Genomic DNA, 25,351 nt, shown 5'->3' with positions numbered 1-25,351 from the left:
ACTACCCGTTCTCGTTCCCGTCGCCGCCCTCGTACTCCCCGAGTCGAACCCCCGGTTCCACGTACCGGTCGGACTGTCGCTCGCGGTTGCGCTCGGCCAGCTGACCCCACTCTTCGAGCCCCCGCTCTACCTGCTCGGCCGAGAAGCCGATCACCTCGCCGACGGCCCGGAGGTCCCGGGGGGCGCGCAACTGGAGGTGACTGGTCGGGTCGACGCTCACGACGTAGGGCACGTCGTAGGTCTCGACCATCTCCCGGAGCTTCCGGAGGTCCTGAATCGCCCGGACGCGGGTGCCGCCCTGTTCGCGCAGCACGCGGGCGAGCGAGAACTCGATCCGGACGCCGTTTCTCGCGGCTTCCTTGGCGAGGACGTGGTTGAAGTCGCCACCGTCCATCGGGTGGGCGAGCACGTCGACCGCCGGCTGTTCCACGGCGAAGCGATTGAGGCGGTCGTCGCCGCCGTGGACGCAGACCACCGTCTTCTCGTCGCGGTAGTTGCCGACGAAGCCACTCGCGCGGGAGGGATCGTCGGCCCGGACCTCGACGCCGTCGACCACGTCGATCCCGTAGGTCTCGGCGATCTCCTCGCGGTCCGCGTCACAGGGCTGATCGCCGTGGTTGCGGACGACGATGCCCGAAAAGCCGTATTCGGCGGCCGTGAGGGCCATCCGCGCGAGGGTGCTCTCCCCGTCCGGTCGCGCGTGGACGCCCTCGTACATCACTCCTCCGCGATGAACGTCTCCAGTGCCTCGCGAGCGTTCTCGACCGCTTTCTCCTTCGTCGCGGGGTAGGCCTCGACCTTGGATCGGACGGTGATACCGTCGCCCAGTCGCGCGTCGCCCCCGAAGGCGGCCTGCTTGTCGAGTCTGAGAAACAGCGAGCAGTTGTCGTCGACGCGCTCGTCGAGTTCGTCGGCCAGCTGCTGGGCGGTGTCGAGGTCGCTCAGGCGGTCCAGCACGTGGCGCATCTCGTCGGCCCGTTCGACCCGGGCCGAGAGGACGACGATACGGTCGCCGTGGTGCCCTTCCGAGGTCGTGCGCTCGATCTCGGCCTCTTCGGGCAGAAAGGTACGGAGCGCTTCCTCGACGCGTTTCTCGTCTTCCGTGGCGTAACAGAACGCGCGGAGGTCGACGTAGTGGAAGGGGACCGACGGCACGGCTACGTTACTCCTCGTCGGCGTCTTCGACGGCTTCGAGCGCGTCCTCGGAGATACCGGCCTCCTGCCCGTCGTCGAAGCTGACGGTGTAGTTGGCGTCGCCGAACATCGTCTCCATGACCTGCGTGATCACGCCCTCCTCGCCGTCGTGTTCGCTGTGTTCGTCGTGCAGAATGACGGTGTCGTCTTCCTCGAAACTCATACCCGAAAGCTACGCACGCCGGCCTAAAAAGGGACTGATTCGTGACCACCTCGGGTAACGCGAGCGTCCGAAACCAAACCCCGGGCGTGTCGAAGAATTATTGCTGGCTCGTGTGAAATACGTCGACATGGTCGACCGTTCGCACTCTTTCGTCGCCCCTCCGTATCGCGTGCAAACGCCACGCCACCCAGCAGCGGCACGATGACGGCCGTCGACAACCTGTGGTATCTCGCCGACGAGGCCGACCAGCGGGCCGAACAGACGTATCACCGCCTCGCCAGCGACCACGAGAACTACGTCGAGTACGAGCGCACACGCACTGTCTCCCGGTCGCGCTTCCGCACCGTCGCCGACCGCATCCGGGAGAACGGCCTCCCTTACGGCGCGCACACGCTCGTCTACCGGGAGTCAGGCGACCTCCTGCTGGTCCGCCACGAGGGCGTCGACATGTGGGTCGTCCCCGGCGGCGAGGTCCGTCCCGACGAGTCCTTCCGCGAGGGAGCGCGCCGCGAACTTCAGGAAGAAGCCGGTATCGACGCCGAGTACGAGGGGCTGGGGATCCTCGCCCGGGTCGCGTTCCGCAGCGACGGCCACGACGCCTGGGGCGTCCTCCCCGTGTTCGCCGCCCGCGCGGAGACGACCGACCTCGAAGTCGCCGATCCGGACGACGAGATCTCGGAGGCACGTTGGTTCAACGACCTCCCCGAAGACACCCGCGACCGGGCGGAACTGCTGACCTGGCGCGAGCGGGCACTGTAATCGGCCCGAAAAGCCGTACCGGCCGCCGATTGGACGCACCGTAACCGGAAGTAGTTTTATAACTGACACGTGTGCCTGTACGGACGGATGGAACGATCACAGATGGCGGCCGTCGCCGGCGTCGTCGGCGCGGTCGTCGTGGTGGCAGTCGGTGCAGCGTTCGCCTTCGGACTCGTCCCGGGCGGGGGCAGCGGGGACGACGTGGCACCGCCTGCGGGGGACGATCAGACGAACGACAGCGGGACCGTCGCGCTGAACTTCACGATCCACGGTCGCAGTGAGTGCGGCCTGACCTGCCGGCGTGTGAACACGACGATCACGAACACCGGCAACGAGTCGGTGGAGAACGTCCGGTTCAGACACGAACTGTACACCAGAACGGAGAACGGGACCGCCGACAGGCGGGTCTGGAACGGCACGGTCGAACCGGGAACGATCACCACGAACGAGACGATCGTCAGCCAGTTCGAGATCACCCTCAGCGGGTCGGACGGGTTGGAGATTCAGAACGACGGCGGCATTCTCTACTCGACGGCGGTCACGCCGGCCGGTAACCGGACGTTCGAGAACGTCGTGCAGAACGATTAAGCGCCGAACTCCTCGCCTTCGCGACGGTCGGCGTTCATGCGTCTGAGCGTCGCGCGGGCGTTGCTCGCGTCGTAACCGAAGAGGACGGACTCGCCGTACTCGGCGGCGACTTCGGCTGCGTCGATGAGGTTGTCGATGTCCACGTCGACGGCGTACAGTTCGACGCTGAAGGGCTTCTCGAGGGCGTCGGAAAAGCCCGAGGCGATGATCTCCAGCCAGTAGGTCGTCGTGTAGGCCATGTCGTAGATGGGGACGACGAACTCGTCGACGTACTCGGCGAGGGCGTCGAGGTCGAGACCGGCCCGCTCGTGGACGTGGCCGGGGTAGGGGTCGGGATACAGCGTCAGGTAGAGGTCGCCGGGGACGCGCTCGCGGGCCTCGCGGACGAACTCGGTGATGACGTCGGCGCGCCAGGCGAACCAGTCGTCGAACTCGCTGGCCTCGAAGCGCCGTTCACAGCGGTCGCAGTGACAGTACTCGGGGCGGGGAAACCCAACGTCGTCGAGTCGCACGTCCGGCGTCACGGCGGCGGCGTCATCGACGATTTCGAGCAGCCCTTCGCGGTAGTCGTCGCGGGTGGGGCAGACGTAGTCCCAGTCGAAGTACCGGCGCTCCCGCGTGGCCGGTTGCCCGTCCTCGGAGACCGGGACGAGGTCGGGGTTCCCCTCGGCGGCCGCGTTGTCGCCGAAACAGGAGATCATGCTGATCCCCTCGGAGACGGGTTCGGCGGCCCGGCCGGTGACGTCTTTGACCTCGTAGAACGCACGGTCGAACTCCGACCAGGCCAGCTCTTCCTCGTTGCGGGTGACGACGCCGTACATATCTGTGGGTACACAGCGGCCGGGAAAAGCCCGTCGGGGACGAGCCGTCGGGACAGGGCGGTTCGCTAGCGATACGTCAGTGTCGCCGAGTCACTCCTGAACCGCGAAGCGGTACACGAGGACGATGGCGACCAGGGCGGCGGCGAGCTTGACCTTCGTTGACATTGCATGAAAGAAAACGTCCGGTCAGGGTATAATTGTTCCGGGAACCGCAATCTTCGGCGCAAGCCTGGACCCCAGTCGGTTCCGTCAGCCGACGTGGATGTGATCGGCTATCGACTCCCGGATGATCGTATCGCAGTAGGCACATCGGACGCCGTCCTCGAGGACGGCGAAGCGCGAATCGACCGGTTCGTCCTTCGTCGTGATGCAGTTGCGGTTGGGACATCGCAGGACCCCGACCACCTCGCCGGGTCGCTCGACGCGGTGTTTCTCGATCACGTCGTAGTCCCGGACGATGTTGATCGTCGCCGCGGGCGCGATCAGCGAGAGCACGTCCACCTCGTCCTGACTCAGTTCACGGCCTTCGACTTTCACAACGTCCTTCCGGCCCAGGCGCTCGGAGGGGACGTTCATCCCGATGGAGACCTCCTCGCCGCCGGAACCGTCGATGCCCAGGATCGCCAGGACGTTCAGCGCCTGCCCGCCCGTGACGTGGTCGATCACCGTTCCCTCACTGATCTTGCTGACGCGGAGCTGTTGGTCGTCGGTCATAGGTTCCCCTCCAGGATGAGATCGAGCAGTGCCATCCGTACCGGCACCCCGTTGTGTGCCTGCTGGAAGTAGCGGGCGTGATCGGTCTCGTCCACGTCCGAGGCGATCTCGTCGACGCGGGGCAGCGGGTGCATCACCACCAGATCGTCCTTGGCCGACGCCAGCGTCTCGGCGTCGATCTGGTACTCCCCGGCGACCTTGCGGTACTCGTCCTCGTCCGGGAATCGCTCGGCCTGAATCCGGGTGACGTACAGCACGTCGAGACTGTCCAGCACCTCGTCCAGTTCCGTGTGTTCCCGCATCGACGCGCCCTGCTCGTGGAGGTCGTAGCGGACCCCCCGGGGCAGTTTGAGGCTCTCGGGGCTGACGAAGTGTTGCTGGGCGTCGAAGTTCGTCAGCGCGTGGGCCAGCGAGTGGACCGTCCGACCGTACTTCAGGTCACCCATGATCCCCACGGTCAGGTCGTCGAAGCCGGCCGACTCCCGGATCGTGTAGAGGTCGAGCAGGGTCTGGGTGGGGTGCTGGCCGGCGCCGTCGCCCGCGTTGATCAGCGGAACGTCGACGAACTCGCTGGCCATCTTGGCCGAGCCTTCGAGCGGGTGGCGCATCACGAGGGCGTCGGCGTAGCCCTCGACGACGCGGACGGTGTCGGCGAGGCTCTCGCCTTTCTTGACGCTGGACTGGTCGACCGGGCCCATGTCGACGATGTCGCCGCCCAGCCGTTTCATCGCCGCGGTGAAACTCATCTTCGTGCGCGTGCTCGGCTCGAAGAATAACATTCCGAGCAACTTCCCGGCGTGCCGGTCGGACACGGCCTCGGGATCGGCGGCGATCTCGGCCGCGCGATCCAGTACCGACTCGATGTCGGCACGCGAGAGGTGTTTCGCGCTGATGATGTGGTCCTGGGGCATTGAGAGAACCCGCGACCCGTGGCCCCTTGAATCTCCCGTTAGCCGGAACGGGCCACTGCGGCAAGGATCCGCTCGCGTTTATCCCACCCGAGGACGGCGTTCGAAGGAACACTCATTGTGAACGGGGACCGCCGTTCGAACAGATGGCTCGTCTGGAACGACTCAGGGTGTACCCGGTGAAGGGGCTGGACGGTATCGACGTCGAAAGTGCGGGGGTACTCGACGGCGGGACGCTGGAACGCGACCGCGAGTTCGCGCTCTACGACGCGGACGGCGAGGTCCTCAACGGCAAGCGGACCGACCGCGTCCACGATCTCGACACGGAGTTCGACCCGGACACCGGTGCGTTGCGGGTCGATCCACCGGACGGCGAGAGTCGACAGTTCGACCTCGAAGCGGACCGCGAGACCGCCGCCGAGTGGTTCGGCGAGTACTTCGACGCGGACCTGACCCTCCGGCGGGACGAATCTCTCGGGTTCGTGGACCGCCGCGACATGGGGCCGTCGGTCGTCAGCACGGCCACGCTGGCGGAACTCGCGTCGTGGTTCGACGACGTGACCGTCGACGGCGCGCGTCGGCGCCTGCGCGCCAACGTCGAGATATCGGGCGTACCGGCGTTCTGGGAAGACCGCTTCGTGGGCGCGGACGCGCCCGCCTTCGAGGTTGGAGGCGTCCGCTTCGAGGGCGTCACGCCCTGTGGCCGCTGTGTCGTCCCCCAGCGAGACCCCGACACCGGCGACCCGATCCCGGAGTTCCGCGAGCGATTCGTCGAGAAGCGCCGGGAGACGTTCCCCGACTGGGCCGACTTCGACGCGTTCGATCACTACTACACGCTGATGCTCATCTCACGGATTCCCGATTCGGATCGTGGAAACCGGCTCGACGTCGGGGACGCAGTCGAGGTCGTCGACTAACTCCGCCGGCGAACGTTCTTGAGGGAAGCCGGGACCACCTGCTCCCATGCTCGCGATCGCCGGTGGGAAAGGTGGCTGCGGGAAGACGACCACGACGTACCGACTCGGGCGGGCGCTGGCCGACGACGGTCGCTCCCCGCTACTGGTGGACGCCGACGTGGAGATGCCCGACCTCCACTCCGTCGCCGGCGTCCCCCGCGAACCCGGTCTCGCCGCCGTGGCCGACGGCCGCCGCCCCGCGACCGTCGCCCGCGCCCCAGATGAGCATCCCGATATCGCGGTTCTCCCCGCCACTGGAGCCGACACGGACGACCTCGACGCCGTGGTTCCCCGACTGCGCGCCTGGGACGGCACTGTCTTGCTCGACTGTCCCGCCGGCGCGATGACCGACGCAGTCCGACCGCTGCGGCACGCTGATCGGACACTGATCGTCTCGACACCACGCGCTGCGTCCCTCCGTGACGCGGTCAAGACCGCCGCGATAGCCCGTGAACTCGATGCACCGCCACTCGCCACGGTACTGGTCGAGACCAGTCCGACCGACGACGCGGCCACGGTCCCGGTCGACCGAGCGCGCACAGCGATGAACTGTCCGATTTCGGCATGTATACCCCACGTTTCGAGTGGAGATTACGCGACACACCCAGTTCGTACGGCCTACGAGCGGGTCGCAAGAAAGGTTCAACAACGGAATATTTAATCTGCTGGGTACGCTTGACTCGTACTGACATGGAGAATCGGCTCCGGACCGGGATCGACGTTCTCGACCGGAAGCTCAACGGCGGGATCCCGGCCGGCAGTATCGTCGCGCTCTGTGCCGATCCGGCCAGTCAGGCGGAGCTATTTCTCTACGAACTCACCGCGACGCGGGGCACGCTGTACCTCTCTCTCGACCGCTCCGAAGAAGCCGTCTCCGACAGTATCAGCAACTCGCCGACCGAGACCGGCGATCCGACCGTCCGGCACATCCCGGGGGAGGCCCCGCTGGACAACGCCGGCAAACTCGTCTCCGCGCTCCCGGAGACCTCGAACCTCATCATCGACCCGGTGAACGTTCTGGAGACCCAGGAACCGCCATCCCGGTTCCGCAACTTCATGAACGACCTGCAAAACCACATCTTCAACACCGGGTCGTTGGCGGTCCTTCATTGTCTGACCGGCCACGAGATTCCACGCCTCCGGGACTCCACAGAACACTTCGCCGACGTGGTCTTCCAGCTGGAGACCGGGACCAACGGCGACGACGTGGAGAACCGGCTGGCCATCCCGAAATTCCGGGGCGGCCGGGCACCCTCCGACGTGATCAAACTCGACCTCGTGGAGGAGGTCTCCATCGACACGTCCCGGGACATCGCCTAGGAGTGCCGTTGCTCGGCTAGACGGGACATGTACACCCGGAACACTACCGGGCGAGTTTCTACCAGTAGGCCCGGTGGAAGTGGAAACGGCATATGGGGAGGCGGACCCGTTGGATATTACCAGTAGATGACATGGGTGCCTCGCTGCATACAGAGGGTGATTTCATTCCTCGCCGTACCCCGTCGTTCACTCCGAATGCTCGTTCTTTTCGACTTCGGTGACGATCACGTCCCAGTCAGGATGTTCGGCCCCATTCCGACATTCGAATCCGCCTTCCACATCGATTCCACTCTCGTAGGCCCTGCGAAGGAGGGCTTTCAGCTCCGCGTTTAATTCGTCTTTCGACGCAAGCGAGGTCTCCTCAGACGTCATCTTCCCGCCCCGGTTCGTGGTTCTCCACTGTGGGTTCGTGTTCCGGTGTGATAGTGATCACACCGTAGCTGTGTACGGTTATTGTGTGCCCCTGGTGCGTGAACGTAACGTGAATGTCTCCGTTCGTCCCGTTGCGAACTCGGACGAGCGCATCTAACGCGTCGGGGTCAACAGTGGAATGGAGCGGGGTCAGATCAACCGGATCAGTGTCTCTTACATCTGCCAGCGTTGCGATAACAGCCATACTCGCAGGTGTCTTCTCCTGATCGAACTGCGTGCGAACAGCCCCAAATTCCCGAGAGTGCTCGACCGCTTCGACTCCCACTCCAGATACCGTTGCGTCCATTTCACCCGAATCTAGCCGTCTGAGTCGGTTCAATAAGTATACTGATTATACAGAGGGTTTAATAGAGGGGAGCTCTCCGGACGATCACTCCGAACTACTGAGCGTCGCTCTAATGAGGCGTCGATGCCCGCGTCGAAGGCGTGACGAGAGCGATTGCTGGGTGATGCCGAGCTCGTCGGCGATCTCTTCGAGCGACACCTCGCGTGGGCTGTCGAAGTACCCCCGTTCGTAGGCTAGTACCAGCGCCTCGCGTTGGGTCTCGGTTAACTCGTAGCCCTCTCCCTGGATCGGAAGCATGGCGTGGACGGCGGTGATCGCAATCGGAATGTCGGTTTCCTGGCAGTACTCCCGAAACTCGGCGAGCGCCTCCTGACTCTCACCGCGTACCTCGAACCGCCATTCCTCTTTCGTTCCAATCCCGGAAAGCACGACGACGTTGGCCTTGGCAAGCGCACTCAGGATGCCGAAGTACTCTGACTCCCACTCGGCACGCATGAGATACTCGTCTTCGACGCTATCGACGACTCGAATGTTGCTCACGCCGGAATGTGCCTCGAACGCAGCTTCGATATCCTCCGTTTCTACATCACGCACCCAGAAGTACGGGATAATCAGCGTCTCGTGTGGAATCAATCGCTCCAGTTCGACGGTCACACCCGGCAGGTTCTCGAACACACTTCCCAGCGGAAACTCCCCTACCGGACTCGTAAATTCCATCACAGTCGCCATGGGGAGCCTTCGTCTGGCAGGCGAATAACCGGCATGGGTGGTGTATCATGGCTTCGAGACGAGTCGACGCACCGTTGCTGGCCGACATGGTGTGCGCTGCGAGCGGGGTGTACCTCTGGCACCCGGATGGGCATGGTGCACCATGTTATCTCCTTTTGTCCAACCGGGCAATCTAGTCTTACAAGCGAGTATGAGTGTGATAACGGAGGTTCGCATCCCATCCGATGCTTTTGAACTCGGGCAAATCCTCAGTCTAGAGCAAGCCTCGGCCATCGAACTGGAAACGCTCGTCCCGAGTGGGGACGTGACCGTGCCGCTCTTCTGGGTCTACGAACCGGTCGAAAACGGCTTTCTCGAGACCGTCGAACGCTATCCAACTGTCAACAGCGTCACAGAGGTGGACGTGTTCGACGACAGGACGCTGATCAGGCTCGACTGGGATGCGAGCCAGGACCACCTTTTTCAGTGCATCATGGAACACGACGGGCAGATACTGGGTGCGACTGGATCGTCGGAAGGGTGGAATTTCGAGATACGGTTCACAGATCGCGAGGCATTGAGTCAGTGCCAGGACTGCTGTGAGGCCGCGCACATCTCTCTGGAGCTAACCCGCATATATAATCCGACGGACCCTGAGGCCGGTCCGTGGTACGGCCTGAGTGAGTCCCAACGAGAAGCGTTGACGCTTGCCATTCGAAGGGGATACTACGACATTCCACGAGGGTGTACGACCGCAGAGTTAGCTGACGAACTCGGAATTTCCGATCAAGCAGTGACTGAGCGACTGCGTCGTGGCATTGGGACGTTCGGGAGATACGCACTTCTCACGCCCGAGTCAGCAGCGAAAATGGACTGACTGGGCCCATTATGCACCATGGGACAGAGCCAGGCAGATGGGACGACGCTATGTGAGTATGGACGAGAGTCGAGAGCTGGGAACGCGTGAGATACAGTCAATCGATGAGGATACCGGTTCTTCGGGCCGTGAGGGGTCGATCTCCCCCGATACGATTCTGTCGGCAGTAGCGGACGAACACCGACGCGCCACCCTCACGGCGTTGGACAACGCTTCCGGGAAGACACTGGAATACGATGTGCTCGTAGATCGCGTTGCAGACCGGGTTCGGGACGAAGACCCGAGACTGGAGTCAGAAGAACACCAACAACGCGTCCGAATCGCACTTCACCATACGCATCTTCCAAAACTGGAGGAGGCTCGAATAATCGACTACGAGGGTGAGACGGGGCACGTCCGGTTTGTTGGCGGTGAACTGGAACAAGATCTCCTGAAGTCGGTCGGGACATACGAGGCCTGCGAGTGACAGAATATCGGATCGACTTCCCCTTCGTTCGACCTGACTCAGCCCTAATGTACGAATAGGTATTGTTCGTCGTCTTCGTTCTCTGTACTGACCGATACGACTGACCTGAATTGAAAGTAGGTCCGTTACTGTATTCGCGCCCTGTATGCAGCAATCGCAACGTGTTGAACGTTGAACACGCCACACCAGGGAACGCGGTCGCTATGAATTATCTGAGAATAATATGTATACCTTCTAGAAGTGTACACCCGGAACACTACCGGGCGAGAGTCTACTAGTAGGCCCGGTGGAAGTGAAACTCTCGGTTCTGCGAATCGCGAATCGAGGGGCGTGATAACGCTATTCGTGTTCGAGGGCGTCGTAGATATTGCGATGGTCGTCCCGGTCAGCCTTGGCGACACGCAATACGAGCTCTCGACGGATATCCTCCATCACGTCGTCGAGTGGCGTTTGTTCGCCCGTCTTCTCTTCCGTCGCCATGCATACCCCTTGACCACGAATCCCGTTAATCGTTCGGGTCCGATGATTCATCGGATAGCTGATCAAGTCCATACTCGACGAGGTCGCCTCGCCATCGTCCGACCACTTCATTCAAATCGACTTCTGTCGTGTGTGCTTGGAAATATTCGAGCACGTCGTTTTCATCGACGGCCTTCTCGTCAGTGCCGAGTTTCGCTAGTATCTCTCTGACCTCATCGTCGTAATCGAAGCGAAAGCCATTGAGCAGATAGAATACGACCACCACGTTGAGTGCGGTGCGCTTGTTTCCGTCCACGAACGGATGGTTGGCGACGAGAAGCCGAAGCAGGTGAAACGCCTTCTCGTGAACCGTTTCGGGAACCGATCCGAAACTTCCCTCCTCGACGTACTCAAGTGTGAACTCGACGTCACCACGGTTCCGGACGCCAGGGCTGGTATCCGGGTATTCGGAGACGATATCGTCGTGGATATCGACGACGTCCTCGGCGGACGGATACCAGAGCCGATCACTCATCGTCTGCGCCAACGGGAGGGGAGAAAATGTAGCTTTCCACGCGGGAATTCGCGGGACCGTCACTGGTACTCAGTTCGAAAATGTACACCCGGAACACTACCGGGCGAGTTTCTACTAGTAGCTTCGTCTCTGTGCGATAGTAGAGAGAACCTCCGGGAAGACTGCCACAGACTAGCTATTTCGGTCGATCCGGGCACAGAATTCGTCGAAATCTTTCGCGCCGGCCTGCTCGGCGATGCTCCGCAACGTCCCCGTATCGACCTCGTCGTGCAGCGGCACTGGAACCGTCCGCGCGTCCGAATCGTGATCCGCTGGCGGTTCCCAGCGGAGAATCGCGTGGTCGCCGTTCGTCCGGTCCCATTCGTAGATTCCACTGTTGACCATCACCTTCACGACCTCCCTCCGGAAAACGGTCCCCGCGCCATTCGGTTACTCGAAGATGTCCGACTCGTCCAGCGATCCAGCGGTGTTCTGCTCGGGGTCGATCCCCATCTCCCGGAGGTCGTCGTCACTCGGTGACTCTCCGGCACCGTGATAGCCGGCGACGGCCTCGTCGAGGTTTTCGAGTGCGGCCTGTCGAGTCTGACCCTGCGAGGTAACACCGGTGTCCTCGTCGCGAGCGACCCACACGTCGCCGCTCTCGCCCAGCGATAGCGAGATGTTGATCGGCCCCGGCTCGTCGTCGCCGGAGTCGTCGGTGTCGGTGCTCATACATAGGAAGAGGTCTGGTGGTCGAATAAATCTGGCGTGTCCAGTGGCTGATCCGGACAACTCGTGAGTGGACCACCGCTGATCGAAGGTGTAAACGGACTTTCAAAGATTCGATATGGATATGCTGCGGTGATGGATACAGAGGTTGAGTGCAGCGCTGAGTGAGCGTCCGATTCAGGCGTTTTTGATCGAACAAGCTGTTCGGTACGCCTGTTTATTTCTCGATGGCCCCGCGATAAATGCGATATAAATGCCACGATACTCGTGATAGTACTCAATTTGGTGTGTCTCTCACGCCGTCACCGTCGCCGCTTATTGAGCGAGGAACTGTTTCTCCTCTATGACCGATTCGAGGAGCGACGAGTTCGACCCAACAGCACCAGACCAACGGGAGATTGGCCGCGAAATGGTTGACGACAGTACGGGGCTCGGTTCCGTGATGGCCCACGCCTATCGCGGAGAGATAGACCGAGTGGGGACGTGGCGCCAGCGCCTCGACCAGACGACGACGTGGGCGGTGACGCTGATGGCAGCAATCCTGACGTGGGCCTTTTCGAGTCCCGATAACCCACACTATATCTTGCTGGTCGGGATCGTCGTCGTCACTGTCTTTCTGAACATCGAAGCACGGCGATACCGAGACTACGACGTCTTTCGCTCTCGTGCTCGACTCATCCAAGAGAACCTGTTTGCAAACGCCCTCGATCCGTCCGAGGGTGTCGAAAGTCACGACTGGCGAGCGGAACTGAGCAGGGACTATCGGAAGCCGACGCTGAAAGTCTCGGTATATGAAGCACTCGCAAACCGGCTCCGGCGGGTGTACCTCGCTCTGCTCGGTGTCCTCTTGGTTGCGTGGCTCTTCAGAATCACTGCGTTCACGGGGCGCCAAGACTGGCTGACAACCGCTGGAATCGCCCGTATCCCTGGGATTGCTGTGGTTACCGTCGTGGGTGTGTTCTACGTCGTACTGCTGGGCGTCACCTTCTGGCCCCACGAGCGTCATGCCAAAGGTGAATTCCGTGAAGGAGATACGGACGAATGGAAAGAGACGGACCGATGAATCCGGGCTCCGTACACTGTACCATCTCGGGAGTGGAACGGAATATAGAGGGCTGCAGTCCCTACTAGGAGTGATGTCCGAATCAGAGGCGATCCGCTGGGAGTACGAGACGCTTCGCCCGCCGCGCGATGAGACCCAAAAAGAAGCAGAGGATCCGAAAGCAGAGTTGAATCAACTCGGTACAGAGGGCTGGGAGTTCGTGGAGACGATCGACTACGAGGGAGGCGGCACCAAGTACCTCGTTTTCAAGCGACCTGCCCAATCGGATGAGTCAGTATGACTGACGGGAGCGACATCGGTACGGCAAACACCATGCGTGAGCGCTCGGGCGAGAGTCGGATTAAACTCTGGTTGCTGCTGCGCGCGAACCGCCTTCTCGTCGCCAGCGTCCTGACCGGTGCCGTATTCGTCGCATTCGTCGTCGCCGTCGCTGTCCTCGAACCACCGTTCGCACGGCAAATCGAGTCCGGCGACATGATCGACACGATGTTCTCGACGATGATCACGGTCATCGTGACTGGGACGACACTCGTCGTCACGATCGGTCAGCTCGTCCTCTCCCAGGAGAACGGCCCGCTCGGTGATCAACGCGAGCGTATGTCCAGTTCGATGGATGCCCGGGACTTTACTGAAGAATTGATCGGATCTCCGAGTCCTGCCGATCCATCCGAATTCCTGCGGCAGATCATCGGAATCACGGCACAACGGGCGACGGCTCTTCGAGAGTCTATTGATAAGAACGAGGACGCGGACCTCCGAAAAGAGGTCGATGAATTCGCTGACAGCGTCACTGGGAACGCTGACCTGGTCCGCGACCAACTTGAGGATGCGCAGTTCGGCTCGTTCGATGTGTTATTCGCCGCACTGAATTTCAATTATAGCTGGAAAATCTTCCAAGTCGAACGTCTCGCGAACGACTACGAGGGGAGTCTCGATGAGGAAGAACGCGGCTTGCTTGACGACCTCAAAACAGCGCTGTCTCTGTTCGGTCCGGCGCGCGAACACGTCAAGACGCTGTACTTCCAGTGGGCACTCATCGACTTGTCTCAGATGATACTCTATGCTGCAGTCCCGGCATTGGCCGTTGCGGGTATCATGGTCGGAGTCGTCGATGCGAGGACGTTCCCGGGAAGCACACTCGGTCTCGATCACATGATCCTCGTCGTGGGCGGTGCGTTTGCGGTGACGCTCGTTCCGTTCATGCTGTTCGTCTCGTACGTCCTTCGCGTCGTCACCATAGCGAAACGGACGCTCGCCATCGAACCGTTAATCCTGCGCGACTCACAGCGCTAGGGGTCACGGTCTGCGCGACGAGCGTCGCTCGCTCCGTTCGTGCCACCCTTCCGATGGGACACAGGAGTCCGGTCAGCTGAGGACGAGCGGCCCCATCGAGAGGGTTTGCTTCGCGATCGTGGCGAGTCGCAGGATGTAGGCGGTAAACAGTAGAAACGGCAATGCCGAGATGGCGAAGGCGGCGCTGACGACCCAGAGAATGCGCTCGATCCCGAGGAAGGTGCCGGGAAACGTCGTCGGGTCGACGAAGACGACCATACCACCGGCGACGGTGAGCGAGATCACTGCTGCGTACAGGATGGCTCGCGAGAGTTTCACCAGTGCCCACTGGATATAGAGGTCCTTGATGTACTCGCGGACGGGCCCGTACATCGTGAGCGCCTCCAGGAGAGCTCTGAATGCGTCCCGCTCTTCGTCCGTCAGGTCGGCCTCGTGCGCCATCCCGAGCCGGCGAACGTCGTACATCTTTCGGTCGTAGTTGTAATCGAGTGCCGGTGACAACACGTCGAACGTCCCGAAATCAGCTCCTTCGAGGTGGTCGCGAGCGTGGTCGGCGTTCTTCAACAGGTCATCGACGTATTCGTCTACCGTCTCTTGGAAGTCCTTGTGTCCGGAGTCGTCGAGTGTGTCTCGAAGTGTCCTCGCTCGGTGTTCACTCGTTTCGACGAGCGCGAGGAGGTACGCCGCAGGGTCGGCCGGCGTGACCGTACCGAGGAGGTCGTCAGTGTTCTGGCGGAAATCCATCGTCGTATCCATCCGGCTCCGCTGGCTTCCGAGCGAGCCGATCTCCTGGGAGAGCACGAGCTGATTGATCGTCACGACCAGCGTCGTCCCCGTGATGATCGCCCCGACGAGGCCGGCGAACACCGTCTCGACCATGTCGCTTGACTGCATAGTCGTCTGGAGCGACACTGGTTTCAACACGCCCCAGAGCATGAATACGAGGAAGATCAGGCAGGCGAGACTACCGGCGACGGCCCACCGATTAGCCCCGAGCAGTACCCAGAAATAGTACTTGTTGACGTCCGTCCGCTCACGCAGCGTGTTCTCAGTGGTAAGGTCACTCATGGGGGACAGGCCGTTTGAACACGAGGAGCTTCGTGCCGCCACCATCGTAGCTAATCGTCTCCGTCAGTTCCCACCCTTCGGTGCCGAGGCGGTTGAGTTCGTCCGTCGGATCGACCGTTTCTCGTTTGGTCAATCCCTTCGGCGGTTCGAGCGTCTTGTACTCCCATTGCTGGGGCATAATCAACACCCATGCGAACAGTCGGCCCCCACGATGATGAGACTGCTGGCAGGGACGCCCGCTAACAGCTAGTGAAACTGGGTCTTTGCCACCGTCGGACTCGACGAGCCAGCGGTCGATGCAGGTCGATGGGACAATTCGACCGACTCGCGTTCGGCCAGGCGGGCTGGGTTCTTCTCGGGATCGCAACCGGGAGTGTGATCCAGGTCGGGTCGACGACCCTGCCATGCCACACCTGTTGATGAGTCTGATTCGCTTCGGTCACTATGCTTTTGCAGCGACGGACACAGTGAAAGTGTGTGAAAGAATCAGGGCCGGAAAGCACGGACACGGTTGATCCAACCGGAGTTACAGAGGTCCTCGATTCGTTGATCGAAAGCGGGTTCCACGAAATCAACCGCGAGACGAACGGATTGTTACTTTCTGGATTGTCCGCTGGTCTGGATATTGGGTTTGGTCCATTGTTGATGGCGGTGATACTCACCCTCTCACCGGGTGGGTATGGTGATCTCGGGACGGAGTTGCTACTTGCGGGTGTCTACGCCGTCGGATTCATGTTCGTCATCTTGGGACGGTTAGAACTGTTCACCGAACATACGACCGTGGCCGTGATGCCGGTCCTCGACGGACGAGCGTCACTCGCGGAACTCGGCCGTCTCTGGGGCCTGGTCTACGTCGGTAATATCGTCGGTGGTGCGGCGTTCGTCGCACTCATCGTCACGCTGCTACCCGACCTCGGTGTTGCCTCGCCGGAAGCCTTCGAAACGATTGGTCTCTCACTCGTTACCCACGGTTTCACGTGGCTATTCGTCGCTGGCGTGCTTGCGGGGTGGCTGATGGGACTGCTAGCGTGGCTGGTTACCGCTGCTCAAGAGACGACGAGCCGTCTCATTATCATCTTTATTGTCACCGGTGTTATCGGTCTCCTCCACCTCCCCCATTCGATTGCCGGTAACGTTGAGGTGCTATTCGGCGTTTTTCTATCACCTCAGATATCCGTGATGGACTACGTATCCTTCCTCGCGTTAGCCACGATTGGAAACGCGGTCGGCGGGGTTGTGTTCGTTGCCCTATTGAAGTACGGCCACGTCGTAAGGGGCGGGGAGTAGTGACAAGTGGCCATGCCGAACTATCGCATAGATGACGGGAATCGGACGGCGTGCTGAATCCCGGAAAACACCGGGTGCGGCACAACTCGCCACTCCTCTTCGAAGAGTTGGATCGAATCCACGCTACTGACTGATTGACACGAGGTACTTGCGGAGGTCGTTTACCGCGTCTCTGACCCGTCGCCGGCGACGCGAGTTGACATCGACGTCTATGCCGTGACTCTCGATCCATTGCCGCATCGTGCTACGACCGGCTTCCCGCTCGATGCCGACCTGTCGGAGGTGTTTGATCCGGTGTCGCAGCCAACTGTACTCCATGTGGGCGAACACGTCGATGTACTCCGGCGAGTGGGCGATGAGGATGACGTGGATCTGTCTGTCAGCCAGCAGAGACCGACGATACGTCCAGCTACCGTTTGGCTCCGAGCCAACTGCCGGCTGGTGATACCACGCGAGCGGGTCCCACTCGAACCCGTGTTTCCGGAGTGTTTCCGTGAACTCGTCCAGCGGTTGCTGGACAGTGCCGACGTATTCGGTATCACGGAGGCGGTACTCGGGCTCACCGAGAGTTCGCCCGAGTCGGGTAATCACGGGACCGAGCCGCGTTCTCACGCGGTAGGGAACGTTGGGTTCGAGAGTCTCAAGGATGGACTGCATTTGGAGGCCATTGGGCTTCGAGCATCTCGAATGTATTGCAGACCCGGCAAAAAGCCAGGAAGTGAGCGACACCCCGCCACCGTGTTCTGAGCGGAATCTCTCGTGCTGACTACAGAGAGTAGGTAATCAGCGCCACGAGGTGAACCGATCGGGGCTTTCCAGTTCCGTCTTCAGGGAATCGTCAAAAGCTGACGGCAGTAGGTGACTACCGTGGCACATATTGGCAATAGCTGATATTCCGTTGGCTGTCCAAATAATGGTGTGGGACACAAACAGGAGTTCATCTACGAGCAGGACGAAGATGAACCATTGAGCATCGCGGTCGTATCGGCAGTTGCAGAGGCTCACAACGAGGACATACTCGAGCAACAATGGCGCATCAGTGAAGATATTAATACAGATGCTCTCGACGGGCTCTTTCAGGAAAACAATCTCAAAATGACACTCCAGTTTGAGGCGGATTCGACGACTGCGACTATCACTGCCGACAAAAACGGAGACCCGGTAATCAAAATCAAATCACACCGTTAAGTATGCAAGCCGTACTGAGCGACCCAACCACCCGTGATCGGATGGCAACTCCATGCGAGATTCGCGCCCTGTATGCAGCAATCGCAACGTGCTGAACGTTGAACACGCCACACCAGGGAACGCGGTCGCTATGAATTATCTGAGAATAGTATCTGTAACTGCTAGAAATGTACACCCGGAACACTAACGACCGACATCATCCGGGGCGGTGTGCCCTGTCAGTCGGGAAACCCTCGTGCCGGGTGGAGGACGCTTTCGGCGTCCTCGAACTGCGAGACGGCGGTAGCCGTCGAGTGGGTGGCCCGAAGGGCCACCGAATACGCGAGCGGCGTGAGCCGCGAACGCGGGGAGGCTCGCTAGAGCCTCCGAACTGCGAGGCGGCTAGCGGCCGCCAGTCGTCTGTCGCGTGCCCGGGTTCTCCGCACGGTCATCGCGCCCAGACGGGTGTGCTCGGGCGGGGACTAAAGGCACGCGGCTGGAGGTAAACGTCCGGCCGGTAAGAGCCTGTCGCGCTAGAAGAGATAGTCGTCCTGTCGCAACTGGACGTACCGCCCGGAACCGAGGCTCAGCTTCCGGAGCTTGTACTCCGCGACCAGTCGGATGCCGCTCAGGCCCGAGCCGAGCGCCTGCGAGGGCGAGTACGCGCCGCGATTCAGCATATTGTCCACCAGCCGGAAGGTGTCGTCCCAGTCGTCGGGCTCCCAGCCCCGGACCATATCGGCGAGCGCGACGTTGCGGCGCACCTCCTCGCCGATGGCGCGTTTCCACTCCCGGTTGTACCGGTCGAGCCGGCCCTGGCCCGCGAGCTGGCCGGCGATTTTGCCTGTTCGGACGGCGACGTGGTCGCCGCCTTCGTGGAAAGCCGAGGTCGCGCCCATCGCACCGCCGACGACGGCGACGCCGGCCTCCGTCGGGGACTCGATCGGGCGAGTCGAGGAGATGGGATAGGCCTCGGTACCCTTGCGCTTGCCCCGGTCCTCCACGAGCGGGAAGTCCTCGTCGACGTCGTACTCGGGGTACTCGCGTTCGAGCAGGCGGCGGACGTACACCCGGCCCGGCGGGATCTGCTCGTCGTCGGGATCGAGCAGGGCGTAATCATGCGGGTTTGCCACGTCCGCGAGGTCCATCCCGATGGGCATCGTCAGGCCGATACGGGCGACGTTGTCGTCGTTCGGGAAGACCCACGGGTAGGCGGTGTGGCCGGGCATGACGCCCCACCAGAACTTCAGCAGGCCGTCGTCGAACAGTTCCTCCGGAACACGGCGATGTTCCTGGTATGCGATGTGGTTGGCGGTGTTCGAGTCCAGGTAGTCCCGGACCGTATGGTTGTGCGGGAGGAACTGATCGATGGTGTCGGTCGTGACGGTTCGCTGTGGGCCGTCGGCGAGGATCAGGTACCGCGCCTCAACGTTCTCGCCCTCGGCGAGTTCGATCTCGTGGGAGTGCCCGCCGGTCATGTCCGTCGTCACGTCGGAGACGGAGGTCCCGACCCGGTAGGTCGCGCCGGCGGATTCGGCGCGCTCGCGGAGCCAGTCGTCGAACCGGGCGCGGTGGAAGGCGAAGCCGAAGTCGGGGTAGGTCGCGTCGATGCCCGTGTCCCGGATCGTGACGGACTCGCTGGGACCGATGAACGAAGCGCCTTCGAGGTCGCTGAGGATGATGTCGTCGGGAATCTCCTCGGGACGGAAGTCCATGATGTCGACCCAGTAGTCGAGCATTCCCGCGGCGTCCGTCGAATCGGGACCGAGTCCCTCGCGATCCGCGCGTGGCACCCCCTTCTCGAGGACGACCGTGTCGGCACCTTGCACCGCGGCCTCGTAGGCGGCCGACGACCCGGCCGGGCCGCCGCCGACGATCGCCACGTCCACCTGTTGCATACCCGGTAGCCTGCGCCGAGGGGTGTTAAATGCCGTTCATTTGGCGGCGCGCTCGGCCGCTCGCTCGCCCGACCCGTCGCCGACCACGCCGCGGTCGAACAGCGTCGCCCAGTCGACTTCGGCCCGCCGGACCACGTCGTCGAGGCGCCGGTCGAGTTCGTCGAGTCGCTGTCGAGCCACGCGATACTCAGCGTCGGCGTTCGGTGCGATCGCGTCGCGTTCGCGCTCCAGTCGGGCGATTCGCTCGGCGAGCGTCGCCGACTCCGCGAGCAACCGCTCGCAGGCCACCTCGATCAACAACCGCTCGGTCGTCGCGGCGAGGCGCTCCGGGGTCGGCTCGGACATCGTCAGGTCGGCGTCGGTACTGGCTCCCCCACCGCCGAGGCAGACGACACGGCAGTCGCCGGTCGCATCCCGGAACGTGCCCGGTCCGAGTCCGTCGCGTTCGAGCAGGTCCCCGTCCGCGAGGACGACGTCGATCGCCGTCCCGACTTTCTCGTAGACCTCGAGCCTGTCCGCGGCAGTCCAGACGTTGTACTCACCACCGAGCCACTCCCGACAGGATCGCCGTCGCGACTCGTCGACCACAGCGACGAGCACCACACGGTTTCCCCACGTGTCCATGGCTCGGCTAGCACGGGGGGTGAAATCAAATACGACGACCGTTCGTTCCGTTTCGTTCAGTTCATCGTGTCCGGATACTACCCGACTCGGGCCGATCTGGATTCCAGCCCGCCGCGACAGACAACGCGCGGTCCGGTCCCGAGGTACCGGGTCCGAGATCTCCACTGCCCCCAGATTTTTGCCCGCTGGTGCCGCTACCACCACCATGAGCCGATCGGACAGCACGGGCCGTGATCTGCTGGTGCTCGGCGAGAAGTTCAACGGGCTCCCACCGGCCTCCCTCGCGACCGCGCTCCGCGACCGCCTCCCCGAGTGGACGGTCACGGCCGCGACGACCCCGGCGGAGAGACGGCAACGTGCAGCGAATGCCACGGTGATGGTCGGGCCGAGCGTCGAGGCCGACCTGTTGGCCGACGCGCCAGATCTAGAACTGTTCGCCTGCGCTTACGCCGGGTACGACCACCTGCCGCTGGACGTACTGGCCGAGAACGACGTGGCAGTGACGACCGCCAGCGGCGTCCACGTCCCCAACGTCGCCGAGCAAGCGATGGGGTTCGTCCTCACGTTCGCCCGCGGCCTCCACGACGCGTGGCGGCGACAGCAACGCCGAGAGTGGCGCGTGACCGACCCTGGCGAACTGTCCGGCAGCACGGTCGCGATCGTCGGCCTCGGAGCCATCGGGACCGGGATCGCCGAACGACTCGATCCCTTCGGCGTCGAGACGGTCGGTGTCCGCCACTCACCCGAGAAGGGTGGACCGTGCGACGAGGTAGTGGGGTACGACGACCTGCACGACGCGCTCGCCCGCGCCGAGTACGTCGTCCTCACCTGTCCGCTGACCGACGAGACCGAGGGGCTGATCGGCGAGGTCGAACTCCACACGCTCCCGACCGACGCGGTGATCGTCAACGTCGCTCGCGGCGGCGTGATCGACACCGACGCACTCGTCGCGATGCTCCGACAGGGCGGCATTCGCGGCGCGGCGCTGGACGTGACCGACCCCGAACCGCTGCCCGAGGACCACCCGCTCTGGAACTTCGGGAACGTCCTGATCACGCCACACAGCGCCGGCCGCACGCCGGCCTACCACGACCGACTGGCCGACATCGTGGCCGAGAACGCGGAAAAAGCGGTCGACGGGCGGTTCGACGAGTTGCGAAACCGCGTGGCGCTACCGGACTGACGGTCAGTCGTCCAGCGGTTCGATGAGTTCCACGACGTGGCCGTCGGGGTCCTCGACGAAGGCGGTGCGTGCGCCCGCCGCGGGCTGGTCGCCCGGTTCCTGGACGACGCCGTGGTGGTCGATCTCCTCGAAGGCGGCGTCGACGTCATCGACCTTGACGGCGAGGTGGTCCCAGCCGTCGCCGAAGTCGAAGTCGTCCTCACCCTCGGTGTCGGAAAGCTGGATCTCGACGCCGCTGTCGTCGGCGACGTAGACGTTGCGGGTCTCGCCGTCCTCGCTCGTGAACTCCCAGGAGCGCTCGAAGTCGAGGTTCTCGACGTACCAGTCGGCCAGTTCGTCGGCGTCCGAGACGTTCAGACAGGTGTGCAGGATGTCCATTGCGTGTGCGTGTTGCCACGATGCGGGCTTAAAAGGGGTGAATCGTGGTTGACGCCGAGCGGGGCGGCCTACTCCTCTTCGTCCGGTTCGATGGTGATGGTTCCGTGGGAGCCGGTTCCGTTGGCGACGAGCCCGTGGACGTAGCTTCCGGGCCGGACTCCGTCGGTGTCGACGGTGACGTTGAACCCGCGCTCCTCGGTCCCGTCCAGCGTGAACGGTTTCGCGGCGAGTACCTCCCCGTCGAGGCGGTACTCGATTCGCTGGGTGTCCTCGAAATCGTCGTAGTTCTTCACCGACGCGGTCATCGTGAACGTCTCGCCGGCCGTCACCGATTCCGGGGCGTCGATCTCGTCGATGTCGAACCCTCTCGTCAGCGTGAGCGGGGCCATCTCGCCGCGGTCGCCGACCAGCACACCGGTGTAGTACTCCCCGGGCTCCAGTCCGATCCCCATGGTGTTCTGCTCGAAAGTGAGCGTCGTGCGCTCCCCGGGGTCGAGCGTCACCTCGTGGCGCGCGTAGCGGCTCCCGGCCATGACGAACTGGACGGTACGGGTCGCGGGATCCGACCCCTCGTTTTCCAGTACGGCTTCGACGCGGACCGTCGTTCCGATCCGCGCCCGATCCGGGGTCGTGAGTTCGACCGCGTCGACGGTACCCGATCGGTCGGCCTGTGTGTCCACCCCACTGCCGGACAGCCGGGCGGCGTCGACGGACTCGTGAGCGTGTTCGGTCTCCGCGGGCTGGACCCCCACGGTGACGACGACCAGTGCAACGAGCAACAATAGCGGATAGTACCGCGGCATCGTCGAAGGTGAACCACGAACAACGCGATAAAGCGGTGGGACCATTCACGCTGGAAGGACGACAGTACGGTGACAACAGCTTCGTCTTATCCGGCGATGAGGCGTGACCGACCGACGGCGAACGGACGCCACAGGGCGGCGGTTCGACGGCCAGCGCGTCGGCTCGTGGCCGCTAAGTGCAAACTATGCGTTCCGGTAACAGGCGATTATTCCGGCCCGGCCAGCGCTCCCGGACCCGACCGGTCGGCCGCGTGAGACGTGCTGTTCGGAACCGGCGCGTACTGTCGATGAGGTGTCAGAAATCGCCTCGTCGGCCCCCGACGGATCGGACCGTCAATGCGAACCATTATCACTCAGGATTTCACCTAATAGAACATGAGGTACGGGACGTTCGTGCTAACGCCGGACAGGGGGTGGTTCCATCAGAAGGAAGCCGCACTTCGCGACCGTGGGGTGACGATGGTCGCACTTCGGAACATCACGCTTCTGTCGGACGGGACAGTGGTGCTGTTACACGAGTTGAACGGATCGACCGGGGCGATTCTGGACGCGATCGAGGAGACCGACGAGGACGTTATCGACTATCAGCTCACGGACACCGACGACGGGAAGTTGCTGCGGTGTCACTTCCACCCGACGGAACTGGTCGACTCGCTGTTGACGGTCCTCGACGAGTTCGCCGTGCTTCCGGAGTACCCGCTTGAGTTCGTCGAACCGTCACAGTCGAGTCTGAAGGTGACGCTGATCGCCGAAGACGCCGCGCTCCGGGAGATGATGGACGTGATCCCCGACGGCGTGTCGGTCGACCTGCTCCGGATCGGAACCTACGACCCCGAGAGCAAGACGCTGTTCTCGGGGCTCACCGAACGCAAGCGGGAAGTCGTCCGGAAGGCCGTCGAGAAGGGGTACTACGAGATTCCCCGCGAGGTGACCTGCGAGGAGATCGCCGCCGAACTCGACTGTTCGGCCGGTACCGTCGCCGAACACCTCCAGGCCATCGAGAGCCAGTTCGTGACCGAGATCGTCCCCGCGGGCTACGACACGACCGCCCGGGAGACCATGCGACCGCTCGGCAGTTCCTGAGAACGGACCTGCTCACAGAAGACAGCAAACCGTAGCGGTGCAATGCAGTCGGGGTGCTGTGGGGTCGCGGTAGCGGTTTGCAGTGCGGAGTCACGAGCACAGCAACCGCGAGCGCGCCATCGGCGCGCGAGCGGCCTTTTTCATGAACGTTTTTGCCGCGAGCGGTGGCCGCAGGCCACCCGAGTGGTTCGAAAGGCGCGAAGCGCCTTTCGTCATCACGAGAGAGCCCCGCTCTCTCGAACGACGGGAAAAAGGTTCAGAGGTAGCCTTCTTCCAGCAGCAGTTCGCCGTTCAGCACGGACGCACCGGCCGCACCGCGGATGGTGTTGTGGGCGAGACAGTTGAACTGGAGTCCGTTCTCGGTCTCCTGGATACCGCCGACGGCGATACCCATGCCGTCGTTCTGGTTGCGGTCGAGACGTGGCTGGGGACGGTCGGGTTCCTCGAAGACCGTGATGAGCTGGTCGGGCGAGGAGGGGAGGTCGATGCTGGGGTACTCGCGCAGGGCCTCGGCGGCTTCCTCGACGGACACGTCCGCTTCGGTGTCGGCCCAGACGTTCTCGAGGTGGCCGTCGAGCGTCGGGATGCGGTTACAGGAGGCGGCGACCTCGGCGTCGTTCCACTGGACTTCCGCGCCGTCGAACTCGCCGAGCAACTTCTTGCTCTCGGTCTCCATCTTCGTCTCCTCGCCACCGATGTGCGGGATGGCGTTGTCGATGATCTCCATCGAGCTGACGCCGGAGTAACCCGCGCCGGAGACGGCCTGCAGGGTGGAGACGCGCACGTCGGTCAGGCCGAAGGCCTCGTCCAGCGCGGCCAGCGGCGGGACCATCGTGATCGTCGAGCAGTTGGGGTTCTTGACGAGGGCCCCGTCCCAGCCGCGTTCGTCGCGCTGGACCTCGATCAGGCCGAGGTGGTCCGCGTTGACCTCCGGAATCGTGAGCGGGATGTCCTCGTCGGTCCGGAAGTTCGAGGAGTTCGAGGACATGACGTAGCCCTGCTCGACGAACTCGGGTTCGACGGCCTCACCGACGCTTGAGGGGAGCGAGGAGAAGAGCAGATCCACGTCGTCCGGGACCTCGTCGGGGTCGGTCGCGACGACGGTCGTGTCTGCCACGTCGGCCGGGATGGGGCTATCGACGCGCCACTTCGCGGCCTCGCGGTAGGACTTGCCCGCGCTGGCCTCGCTGGCGGTCAGGGCGGCGAGTTCGAAGTCCGGGTGGGGATCGAGTTGCTGGATAAGTCGCTGTCCGACTGCGCCAGTCGCGCCGAGAACGCCTACACGTACTGTCATTGGTACCCACAGCTACGGCCGGGACACCTCAAAACGGTTTGGAAAGTGGTCGCGTCAGAACGCGGAAGCGTTGGGACTGATCGGCGGGAGAATCGAAGGAGAGATCGATTACGCGGGGACTTCTGCGCCCTGTTTGCGGGTGATGTAACCCGCGATGCGGTTGCGGACGCCCTTGGACTCGATGTTGGTGAGTTCCGTGACCAGTTCCTTGTTGTGCTCGAAGTCGTGTCCGAAGGCGTCGGGGTATCGCTCCAGCAGTGTTCTCCCCGTCTTCTTGACGTAGGCCGGTTTGATTGCCATGTTGGTCGTACGTGCT

36 protein-coding genes are annotated in these 25,351 nt (G+C 62.7%); 14 read left to right on the top strand and 22 right to left on the bottom strand.

Annotated elements, in window-relative coordinates:
• Position 1 precedes the first annotated feature (1 nt).
• Genes BV210_RS16240 through BV210_RS16230 form a run of 3 tightly spaced genes read right to left on the bottom strand, consistent with a single transcriptional unit; the run spans position 2 to position 1,357 of the window.
• On the bottom strand, positions 2–718 hold the full coding sequence (locus tag BV210_RS16240) for an RNase P subunit p30 family protein (protein ID WP_077207662.1): 717 nt from the start codon (positions 716–718) through the stop codon (positions 2–4).
• Positions 718–1,155: an RNA-binding protein gene (locus BV210_RS16235; protein ID WP_077207661.1), complete on the bottom strand. Its 438-nt coding sequence runs from the start codon at positions 1,153–1,155 to the stop codon at positions 718–720. Before BV210_RS16235 ends, BV210_RS16240 begins: the two co-directional genes overlap by 1 nt.
• A gap of 7 nt (positions 1,156–1,162) precedes the next feature.
• Positions 1,163–1,357, bottom strand: coding sequence for a DUF1918 domain-containing protein (locus BV210_RS16230; RefSeq protein ID WP_077207660.1), 195 nt, complete (start codon positions 1,355–1,357; stop codon positions 1,163–1,165).
• Between the two features lie 201 nt (positions 1,358–1,558).
• On the opposite strand from BV210_RS16230, the gene BV210_RS16225 reads away from it, so the two are divergent.
• Positions 1,559–2,116: an NUDIX hydrolase gene (locus tag BV210_RS16225; protein ID WP_077207659.1), complete on the top strand. Its 558-nt coding sequence runs from the start codon at positions 1,559–1,561 to the stop codon at positions 2,114–2,116.
• A gap of 87 nt (positions 2,117–2,203) precedes the next feature.
• On the top strand, positions 2,204–2,704 hold the full coding sequence (locus tag BV210_RS16220; protein WP_077207658.1) for a hypothetical protein: 501 nt from the start codon (positions 2,204–2,206) through the stop codon (positions 2,702–2,704).
• Here the strand turns inward: BV210_RS16220 and BV210_RS16215 are convergent.
• From BV210_RS16215 to pyrB, 3 genes are all read right to left on the bottom strand, one after another.
• A complete protein-coding gene (locus BV210_RS16215; protein ID WP_077207657.1) occupies positions 2,701–3,525 on the bottom strand; it encodes a hypothetical protein in 825 nt (274 codons plus the stop codon). The genes BV210_RS16220 and BV210_RS16215 overlap by 4 nt on opposite strands.
• Positions 3,526–3,774: 249 nt before the next feature.
• Complete coding sequence (pyrI, locus tag BV210_RS16210) at positions 3,775–4,239, bottom strand: aspartate carbamoyltransferase regulatory subunit (protein WP_077207656.1); 465 nt, start codon at positions 4,237–4,239, stop codon at positions 3,775–3,777.
• Positions 4,236–5,150 (bottom strand): aspartate carbamoyltransferase, encoded by a 915-nt coding sequence (gene pyrB / locus BV210_RS16205; protein WP_077207655.1) that lies wholly within the window; start codon positions 5,148–5,150, stop codon positions 4,236–4,238. Before pyrB ends, pyrI begins: the two co-directional genes overlap by 4 nt.
• A 143-nt stretch (positions 5,151–5,293) precedes the next feature.
• On the opposite strand from pyrB, the gene BV210_RS16200 reads away from it, so the two are divergent.
• From BV210_RS16200 to BV210_RS16190, 3 genes are read left to right on the top strand one after another with little or no spacing between them, the layout of a single operon-like run.
• Positions 5,294–6,064 (top strand): MOSC domain-containing protein, encoded by a 771-nt coding sequence (locus BV210_RS16200; RefSeq protein WP_077207654.1) that lies wholly within the window; start codon positions 5,294–5,296, stop codon positions 6,062–6,064.
• A gap of 46 nt (positions 6,065–6,110) precedes the next feature.
• Positions 6,111–6,764, top strand: a complete 654-nt coding sequence (locus BV210_RS16195) for a P-loop NTPase (RefSeq protein WP_084802659.1) — start codon at positions 6,111–6,113, stop codon at positions 6,762–6,764.
• A 29-nt stretch (positions 6,765–6,793) separates the two neighbouring features.
• Positions 6,794–7,423, top strand: coding sequence for a transcriptional regulator (locus tag BV210_RS16190; protein WP_077207653.1), 630 nt, complete (start codon positions 6,794–6,796; stop codon positions 7,421–7,423).
• Between the two features lie 186 nt (positions 7,424–7,609).
• Here the strand turns inward: BV210_RS16190 and BV210_RS16185 are convergent, their stop codons facing one another.
• The 3 genes from BV210_RS16185 to BV210_RS16175 form a co-directional block, all read right to left on the bottom strand.
• A complete protein-coding gene (locus BV210_RS16185) occupies positions 7,610–7,795 on the bottom strand; it encodes a hypothetical protein (RefSeq protein WP_077207652.1) in 186 nt (61 codons plus the stop codon).
• A complete protein-coding gene (locus BV210_RS20905; RefSeq protein ID WP_371340828.1) occupies positions 7,785–8,039 on the bottom strand; it encodes a HalOD1 output domain-containing protein in 255 nt (84 codons plus the stop codon). The genes BV210_RS16185 and BV210_RS20905 overlap by 11 nt, the downstream gene beginning before the upstream one ends.
• Positions 8,040–8,225: 186 nt before the next feature.
• Positions 8,226–8,870, bottom strand: a complete 645-nt coding sequence (locus BV210_RS16175; protein WP_077207650.1) for a helix-turn-helix domain-containing protein — start codon at positions 8,868–8,870, stop codon at positions 8,226–8,228.
• Between the two features lie 190 nt (positions 8,871–9,060).
• On the opposite strand from BV210_RS16175, the gene BV210_RS16170 reads away from it, so the two are divergent.
• Together BV210_RS16170 and BV210_RS20495 are read left to right on the top strand one after the other, a co-directional pair.
• Complete coding sequence (locus BV210_RS16170) at positions 9,061–9,726, top strand: helix-turn-helix domain-containing protein (protein WP_077207649.1); 666 nt, start codon at positions 9,061–9,063, stop codon at positions 9,724–9,726.
• Between the two features lie 58 nt (positions 9,727–9,784).
• Positions 9,785–10,192 carry a hypothetical protein gene (locus BV210_RS20495; RefSeq protein WP_216640629.1) on the top strand — a complete coding sequence of 136 codons (408 nt, stop codon included), beginning with the start codon at positions 9,785–9,787 and terminating at the stop codon, positions 10,190–10,192.
• A gap of 339 nt (positions 10,193–10,531) precedes the next feature.
• On the opposite strand, the gene BV210_RS20345 is transcribed toward BV210_RS20495, so the two are convergent.
• The 4 genes from BV210_RS20345 to BV210_RS16150 form a co-directional block, all read right to left on the bottom strand.
• Positions 10,532–10,672: a hypothetical protein gene (locus BV210_RS20345; protein ID WP_172824914.1), complete on the bottom strand. Its 141-nt coding sequence runs from the start codon at positions 10,670–10,672 to the stop codon at positions 10,532–10,534.
• 25 nt (positions 10,673–10,697) lie between these two features.
• A complete protein-coding gene (locus BV210_RS16160) occupies positions 10,698–11,186 on the bottom strand; it encodes a type II toxin-antitoxin system death-on-curing family toxin (RefSeq protein WP_077207648.1) in 489 nt (162 codons plus the stop codon).
• A gap of 171 nt (positions 11,187–11,357) precedes the next feature.
• The gene (locus BV210_RS16155) at positions 11,358–11,570 is read right to left on the bottom strand and encodes a type II toxin-antitoxin system HicA family toxin (RefSeq protein ID WP_077207647.1); all 213 of its coding nucleotides are present in this window, start codon (positions 11,568–11,570) and stop codon (positions 11,358–11,360) included.
• 45 nt (positions 11,571–11,615) lie between these two features.
• Positions 11,616–11,897 (bottom strand): HicB family protein, encoded by a 282-nt coding sequence (locus BV210_RS16150; RefSeq protein ID WP_077207646.1) that lies wholly within the window; start codon positions 11,895–11,897, stop codon positions 11,616–11,618.
• A gap of 340 nt (positions 11,898–12,237) precedes the next feature.
• Here BV210_RS16150 and BV210_RS16145 point away from each other — a divergent pair, with 340 nt between their 5' ends.
• From BV210_RS16145 to BV210_RS16135, 3 genes are all read left to right on the top strand, one after another.
• Positions 12,238–12,957 carry a DUF2270 domain-containing protein gene (locus BV210_RS16145; RefSeq protein ID WP_077207645.1) on the top strand — a complete coding sequence of 240 codons (720 nt, stop codon included), beginning with the start codon at positions 12,238–12,240 and terminating at the stop codon, positions 12,955–12,957.
• Between the two features lie 73 nt (positions 12,958–13,030).
• The gene (locus tag BV210_RS16140; RefSeq protein WP_077207644.1) at positions 13,031–13,237 is read left to right on the top strand and encodes a DUF4177 domain-containing protein; all 207 of its coding nucleotides are present in this window, start codon (positions 13,031–13,033) and stop codon (positions 13,235–13,237) included.
• Positions 13,234–14,250, top strand: coding sequence for a hypothetical protein (locus BV210_RS16135; RefSeq protein WP_077207643.1), 1,017 nt, complete (start codon positions 13,234–13,236; stop codon positions 14,248–14,250). Before BV210_RS16140 ends, BV210_RS16135 begins: the two co-directional genes overlap by 4 nt.
• Before the next feature lie 72 nt (positions 14,251–14,322).
• Here BV210_RS16135 and BV210_RS16130 read toward each other — a convergent pair whose 3' ends face one another.
• Both BV210_RS16130 and BV210_RS16125 read right to left on the bottom strand, forming a co-directional pair.
• Complete coding sequence (locus tag BV210_RS16130; protein ID WP_077207642.1) at positions 14,323–15,318, bottom strand: hypothetical protein; 996 nt, start codon at positions 15,316–15,318, stop codon at positions 14,323–14,325.
• Positions 15,311–15,496, bottom strand: coding sequence for a DUF4177 domain-containing protein (locus tag BV210_RS16125; RefSeq protein WP_077207641.1), 186 nt, complete (start codon positions 15,494–15,496; stop codon positions 15,311–15,313). Before BV210_RS16125 ends, BV210_RS16130 begins: the two co-directional genes overlap by 8 nt.
• A 299-nt stretch (positions 15,497–15,795) precedes the next feature.
• Between BV210_RS16125 and BV210_RS16120 the strand changes: the two genes are divergently transcribed.
• A complete protein-coding gene (locus tag BV210_RS16120) occupies positions 15,796–16,605 on the top strand; it encodes a formate/nitrite transporter family protein (RefSeq protein WP_077207640.1) in 810 nt (269 codons plus the stop codon).
• 123 nt (positions 16,606–16,728) lie between these two features.
• Here the strand turns inward: BV210_RS16120 and BV210_RS16115 are convergent, their stop codons facing one another.
• Positions 16,729–17,262: a hypothetical protein gene (locus BV210_RS16115; RefSeq protein ID WP_077207639.1), complete on the bottom strand. Its 534-nt coding sequence runs from the start codon at positions 17,260–17,262 to the stop codon at positions 16,729–16,731.
• Positions 17,263–17,523: 261 nt separating this feature from the next.
• Between BV210_RS16115 and BV210_RS16110 the strand changes: the two genes are divergently transcribed.
• Positions 17,524–17,793 carry a HalOD1 output domain-containing protein gene (locus BV210_RS16110; RefSeq protein WP_077207638.1) on the top strand — a complete coding sequence of 90 codons (270 nt, stop codon included), beginning with the start codon at positions 17,524–17,526 and terminating at the stop codon, positions 17,791–17,793.
• A gap of 512 nt (positions 17,794–18,305) precedes the next feature.
• Here BV210_RS16110 and BV210_RS16105 read toward each other — a convergent pair.
• Positions 18,306–19,670: an NAD(P)/FAD-dependent oxidoreductase gene (locus BV210_RS16105; protein WP_077207637.1), complete on the bottom strand. Its 1,365-nt coding sequence runs from the start codon at positions 19,668–19,670 to the stop codon at positions 18,306–18,308.
• Between the two features lie 36 nt (positions 19,671–19,706).
• Positions 19,707–20,294, bottom strand: a complete 588-nt coding sequence (locus BV210_RS16100) for a hypothetical protein (protein ID WP_077207636.1) — start codon at positions 20,292–20,294, stop codon at positions 19,707–19,709.
• A 205-nt stretch (positions 20,295–20,499) separates the two neighbouring features.
• Here BV210_RS16100 and BV210_RS16095 point away from each other — a divergent pair, with 205 nt between their 5' ends.
• Positions 20,500–21,477 carry a D-2-hydroxyacid dehydrogenase gene (locus BV210_RS16095; protein ID WP_077207635.1) on the top strand — a complete coding sequence of 326 codons (978 nt, stop codon included), beginning with the start codon at positions 20,500–20,502 and terminating at the stop codon, positions 21,475–21,477.
• Between the two features lie 3 nt (positions 21,478–21,480).
• Here BV210_RS16095 and BV210_RS16090 read toward each other — a convergent pair whose 3' ends face one another.
• Both BV210_RS16090 and BV210_RS16085 read right to left on the bottom strand, forming a co-directional pair.
• Positions 21,481–21,855 carry a VOC family protein gene (locus BV210_RS16090; protein ID WP_077207634.1) on the bottom strand — a complete coding sequence of 125 codons (375 nt, stop codon included), beginning with the start codon at positions 21,853–21,855 and terminating at the stop codon, positions 21,481–21,483.
• Positions 21,856–21,923: 68 nt separating this feature from the next.
• Entirely contained in the window at positions 21,924–22,658 is a 735-nt protein-coding gene (locus BV210_RS16085) for a hypothetical protein (protein ID WP_077207633.1), read from the bottom strand.
• A 375-nt stretch (positions 22,659–23,033) separates the two neighbouring features.
• Between BV210_RS16085 and BV210_RS16080 the strand changes: the two genes are divergently transcribed.
• Positions 23,034–23,741 (top strand): helix-turn-helix domain-containing protein, encoded by a 708-nt coding sequence (locus BV210_RS16080; protein WP_077207632.1) that lies wholly within the window; start codon positions 23,034–23,036, stop codon positions 23,739–23,741.
• Between the two features lie 256 nt (positions 23,742–23,997).
• Here BV210_RS16080 and asd read toward each other — a convergent pair whose 3' ends face one another.
• Both asd and BV210_RS16070 read right to left on the bottom strand, forming a co-directional pair.
• A complete protein-coding gene (gene asd / locus BV210_RS16075; protein ID WP_077207631.1) occupies positions 23,998–25,035 on the bottom strand; it encodes an aspartate-semialdehyde dehydrogenase in 1,038 nt (345 codons plus the stop codon).
• Between the two features lie 108 nt (positions 25,036–25,143).
• Positions 25,144–25,335 carry a 30S ribosomal protein S17e gene (locus tag BV210_RS16070; RefSeq protein ID WP_077207630.1) on the bottom strand — a complete coding sequence of 64 codons (192 nt, stop codon included), beginning with the start codon at positions 25,333–25,335 and terminating at the stop codon, positions 25,144–25,146.
• Positions 25,336–25,351 lie beyond the last annotated feature (16 nt).

It is taken from the genome of Halorientalis sp. IM1011, assembly GCF_001989615.1.
Classification (GTDB): Archaea; Halobacteriota; Halobacteria; order Halobacteriales; family Haloarculaceae; genus Halorientalis.
Note: the sequence above shows the minus strand (reverse complement) of the source record. Positions and strands in the feature narration are given on the sequence as shown.

What these genes read in the sequence shown, in the direction of transcription:
- BV210_RS16240 (WP_077207662.1), bottom strand. Translation starts at nt 718, where the DNA reads ATGTACGAGGGCGTCCACGCGCGACCGGACGGGGAGAGCACCCTCGCG.
- BV210_RS16230 (WP_077207660.1), bottom strand. Translation starts at nt 1,357, where the DNA reads ATGAGTTTCGAGGAAGACGACACCGTCATTCTGCACGACGAACACAGC.
- BV210_RS16225 (WP_077207659.1), top strand. Translation starts at nt 1,559, where the DNA reads ATGACGGCCGTCGACAACCTGTGGTATCTCGCCGACGAGGCCGACCAG.
- BV210_RS16220 (WP_077207658.1), top strand. Translation starts at nt 2,204, where the DNA reads ATGGAACGATCACAGATGGCGGCCGTCGCCGGCGTCGTCGGCGCGGTC.
- BV210_RS16215 (WP_077207657.1), bottom strand. Translation starts at nt 3,525, where the DNA reads ATGTACGGCGTCGTCACCCGCAACGAGGAAGAGCTGGCCTGGTCGGAG.
- pyrI (WP_077207656.1), bottom strand. Translation starts at nt 4,239, where the DNA reads ATGACCGACGACCAACAGCTCCGCGTCAGCAAGATCAGTGAGGGAACG.
- pyrB (WP_077207655.1), bottom strand. Translation starts at nt 5,150, where the DNA reads ATGCCCCAGGACCACATCATCAGCGCGAAACACCTCTCGCGTGCCGAC.
- BV210_RS16200 (WP_077207654.1), top strand. Translation starts at nt 5,294, where the DNA reads ATGGCTCGTCTGGAACGACTCAGGGTGTACCCGGTGAAGGGGCTGGAC.
- BV210_RS16195 (WP_084802659.1), top strand. Translation starts at nt 6,111, where the DNA reads ATGCTCGCGATCGCCGGTGGGAAAGGTGGCTGCGGGAAGACGACCACG.
- BV210_RS16190 (WP_077207653.1), top strand. Translation starts at nt 6,794, where the DNA reads ATGGAGAATCGGCTCCGGACCGGGATCGACGTTCTCGACCGGAAGCTC.
- BV210_RS16185 (WP_077207652.1), bottom strand. Translation starts at nt 7,795, where the DNA reads ATGACGTCTGAGGAGACCTCGCTTGCGTCGAAAGACGAATTAAACGCG.
- BV210_RS20905 (WP_371340828.1), bottom strand. Translation starts at nt 8,039, where the DNA reads ATGGCTGTTATCGCAACGCTGGCAGATGTAAGAGACACTGATCCGGTT.
- BV210_RS16175 (WP_077207650.1), bottom strand. Translation starts at nt 8,870, where the DNA reads ATGGCGACTGTGATGGAATTTACGAGTCCGGTAGGGGAGTTTCCGCTG.
- BV210_RS16170 (WP_077207649.1), top strand. Translation starts at nt 9,061, where the DNA reads ATGAGTGTGATAACGGAGGTTCGCATCCCATCCGATGCTTTTGAACTC.
- BV210_RS20495 (WP_216640629.1), top strand. Translation starts at nt 9,785, where the DNA reads ATGGACGAGAGTCGAGAGCTGGGAACGCGTGAGATACAGTCAATCGAT.
- BV210_RS20345 (WP_172824914.1), bottom strand. Translation starts at nt 10,672, where the DNA reads ATGGCGACGGAAGAGAAGACGGGCGAACAAACGCCACTCGACGACGTG.
- BV210_RS16160 (WP_077207648.1), bottom strand. Translation starts at nt 11,186, where the DNA reads ATGAGTGATCGGCTCTGGTATCCGTCCGCCGAGGACGTCGTCGATATC.
- BV210_RS16155 (WP_077207647.1), bottom strand. Translation starts at nt 11,570, where the DNA reads ATGGTCAACAGTGGAATCTACGAATGGGACCGGACGAACGGCGACCAC.
- BV210_RS16150 (WP_077207646.1), bottom strand. Translation starts at nt 11,897, where the DNA reads ATGAGCACCGACACCGACGACTCCGGCGACGACGAGCCGGGGCCGATC.
- BV210_RS16145 (WP_077207645.1), top strand. Translation starts at nt 12,238, where the DNA reads ATGACCGATTCGAGGAGCGACGAGTTCGACCCAACAGCACCAGACCAA.
- BV210_RS16140 (WP_077207644.1), top strand. Translation starts at nt 13,031, where the DNA reads ATGTCCGAATCAGAGGCGATCCGCTGGGAGTACGAGACGCTTCGCCCG.
- BV210_RS16135 (WP_077207643.1), top strand. Translation starts at nt 13,234, where the DNA reads ATGACTGACGGGAGCGACATCGGTACGGCAAACACCATGCGTGAGCGC.
- BV210_RS16130 (WP_077207642.1), bottom strand. Translation starts at nt 15,318, where the DNA reads ATGAGTGACCTTACCACTGAGAACACGCTGCGTGAGCGGACGGACGTC.
- BV210_RS16125 (WP_077207641.1), bottom strand. Translation starts at nt 15,496, where the DNA reads ATGCCCCAGCAATGGGAGTACAAGACGCTCGAACCGCCGAAGGGATTG.
- BV210_RS16115 (WP_077207639.1), bottom strand. Translation starts at nt 17,262, where the DNA reads ATGCAGTCCATCCTTGAGACTCTCGAACCCAACGTTCCCTACCGCGTG.
- BV210_RS16105 (WP_077207637.1), bottom strand. Translation starts at nt 19,670, where the DNA reads ATGCAACAGGTGGACGTGGCGATCGTCGGCGGCGGCCCGGCCGGGTCG.
- BV210_RS16100 (WP_077207636.1), bottom strand. Translation starts at nt 20,294, where the DNA reads ATGGACACGTGGGGAAACCGTGTGGTGCTCGTCGCTGTGGTCGACGAG.
- BV210_RS16095 (WP_077207635.1), top strand. Translation starts at nt 20,500, where the DNA reads ATGAGCCGATCGGACAGCACGGGCCGTGATCTGCTGGTGCTCGGCGAG.
- BV210_RS16090 (WP_077207634.1), bottom strand. Translation starts at nt 21,855, where the DNA reads ATGGACATCCTGCACACCTGTCTGAACGTCTCGGACGCCGACGAACTG.
- BV210_RS16085 (WP_077207633.1), bottom strand. Translation starts at nt 22,658, where the DNA reads ATGCCGCGGTACTATCCGCTATTGTTGCTCGTTGCACTGGTCGTCGTC.
- BV210_RS16080 (WP_077207632.1), top strand. Translation starts at nt 23,034, where the DNA reads ATGAGGTACGGGACGTTCGTGCTAACGCCGGACAGGGGGTGGTTCCAT.
- asd (WP_077207631.1), bottom strand. Translation starts at nt 25,035, where the DNA reads ATGACAGTACGTGTAGGCGTTCTCGGCGCGACTGGCGCAGTCGGACAG.
- BV210_RS16070 (WP_077207630.1), bottom strand. Translation starts at nt 25,335, where the DNA reads ATGGCAATCAAACCGGCCTACGTCAAGAAGACGGGGAGAACACTGCTG.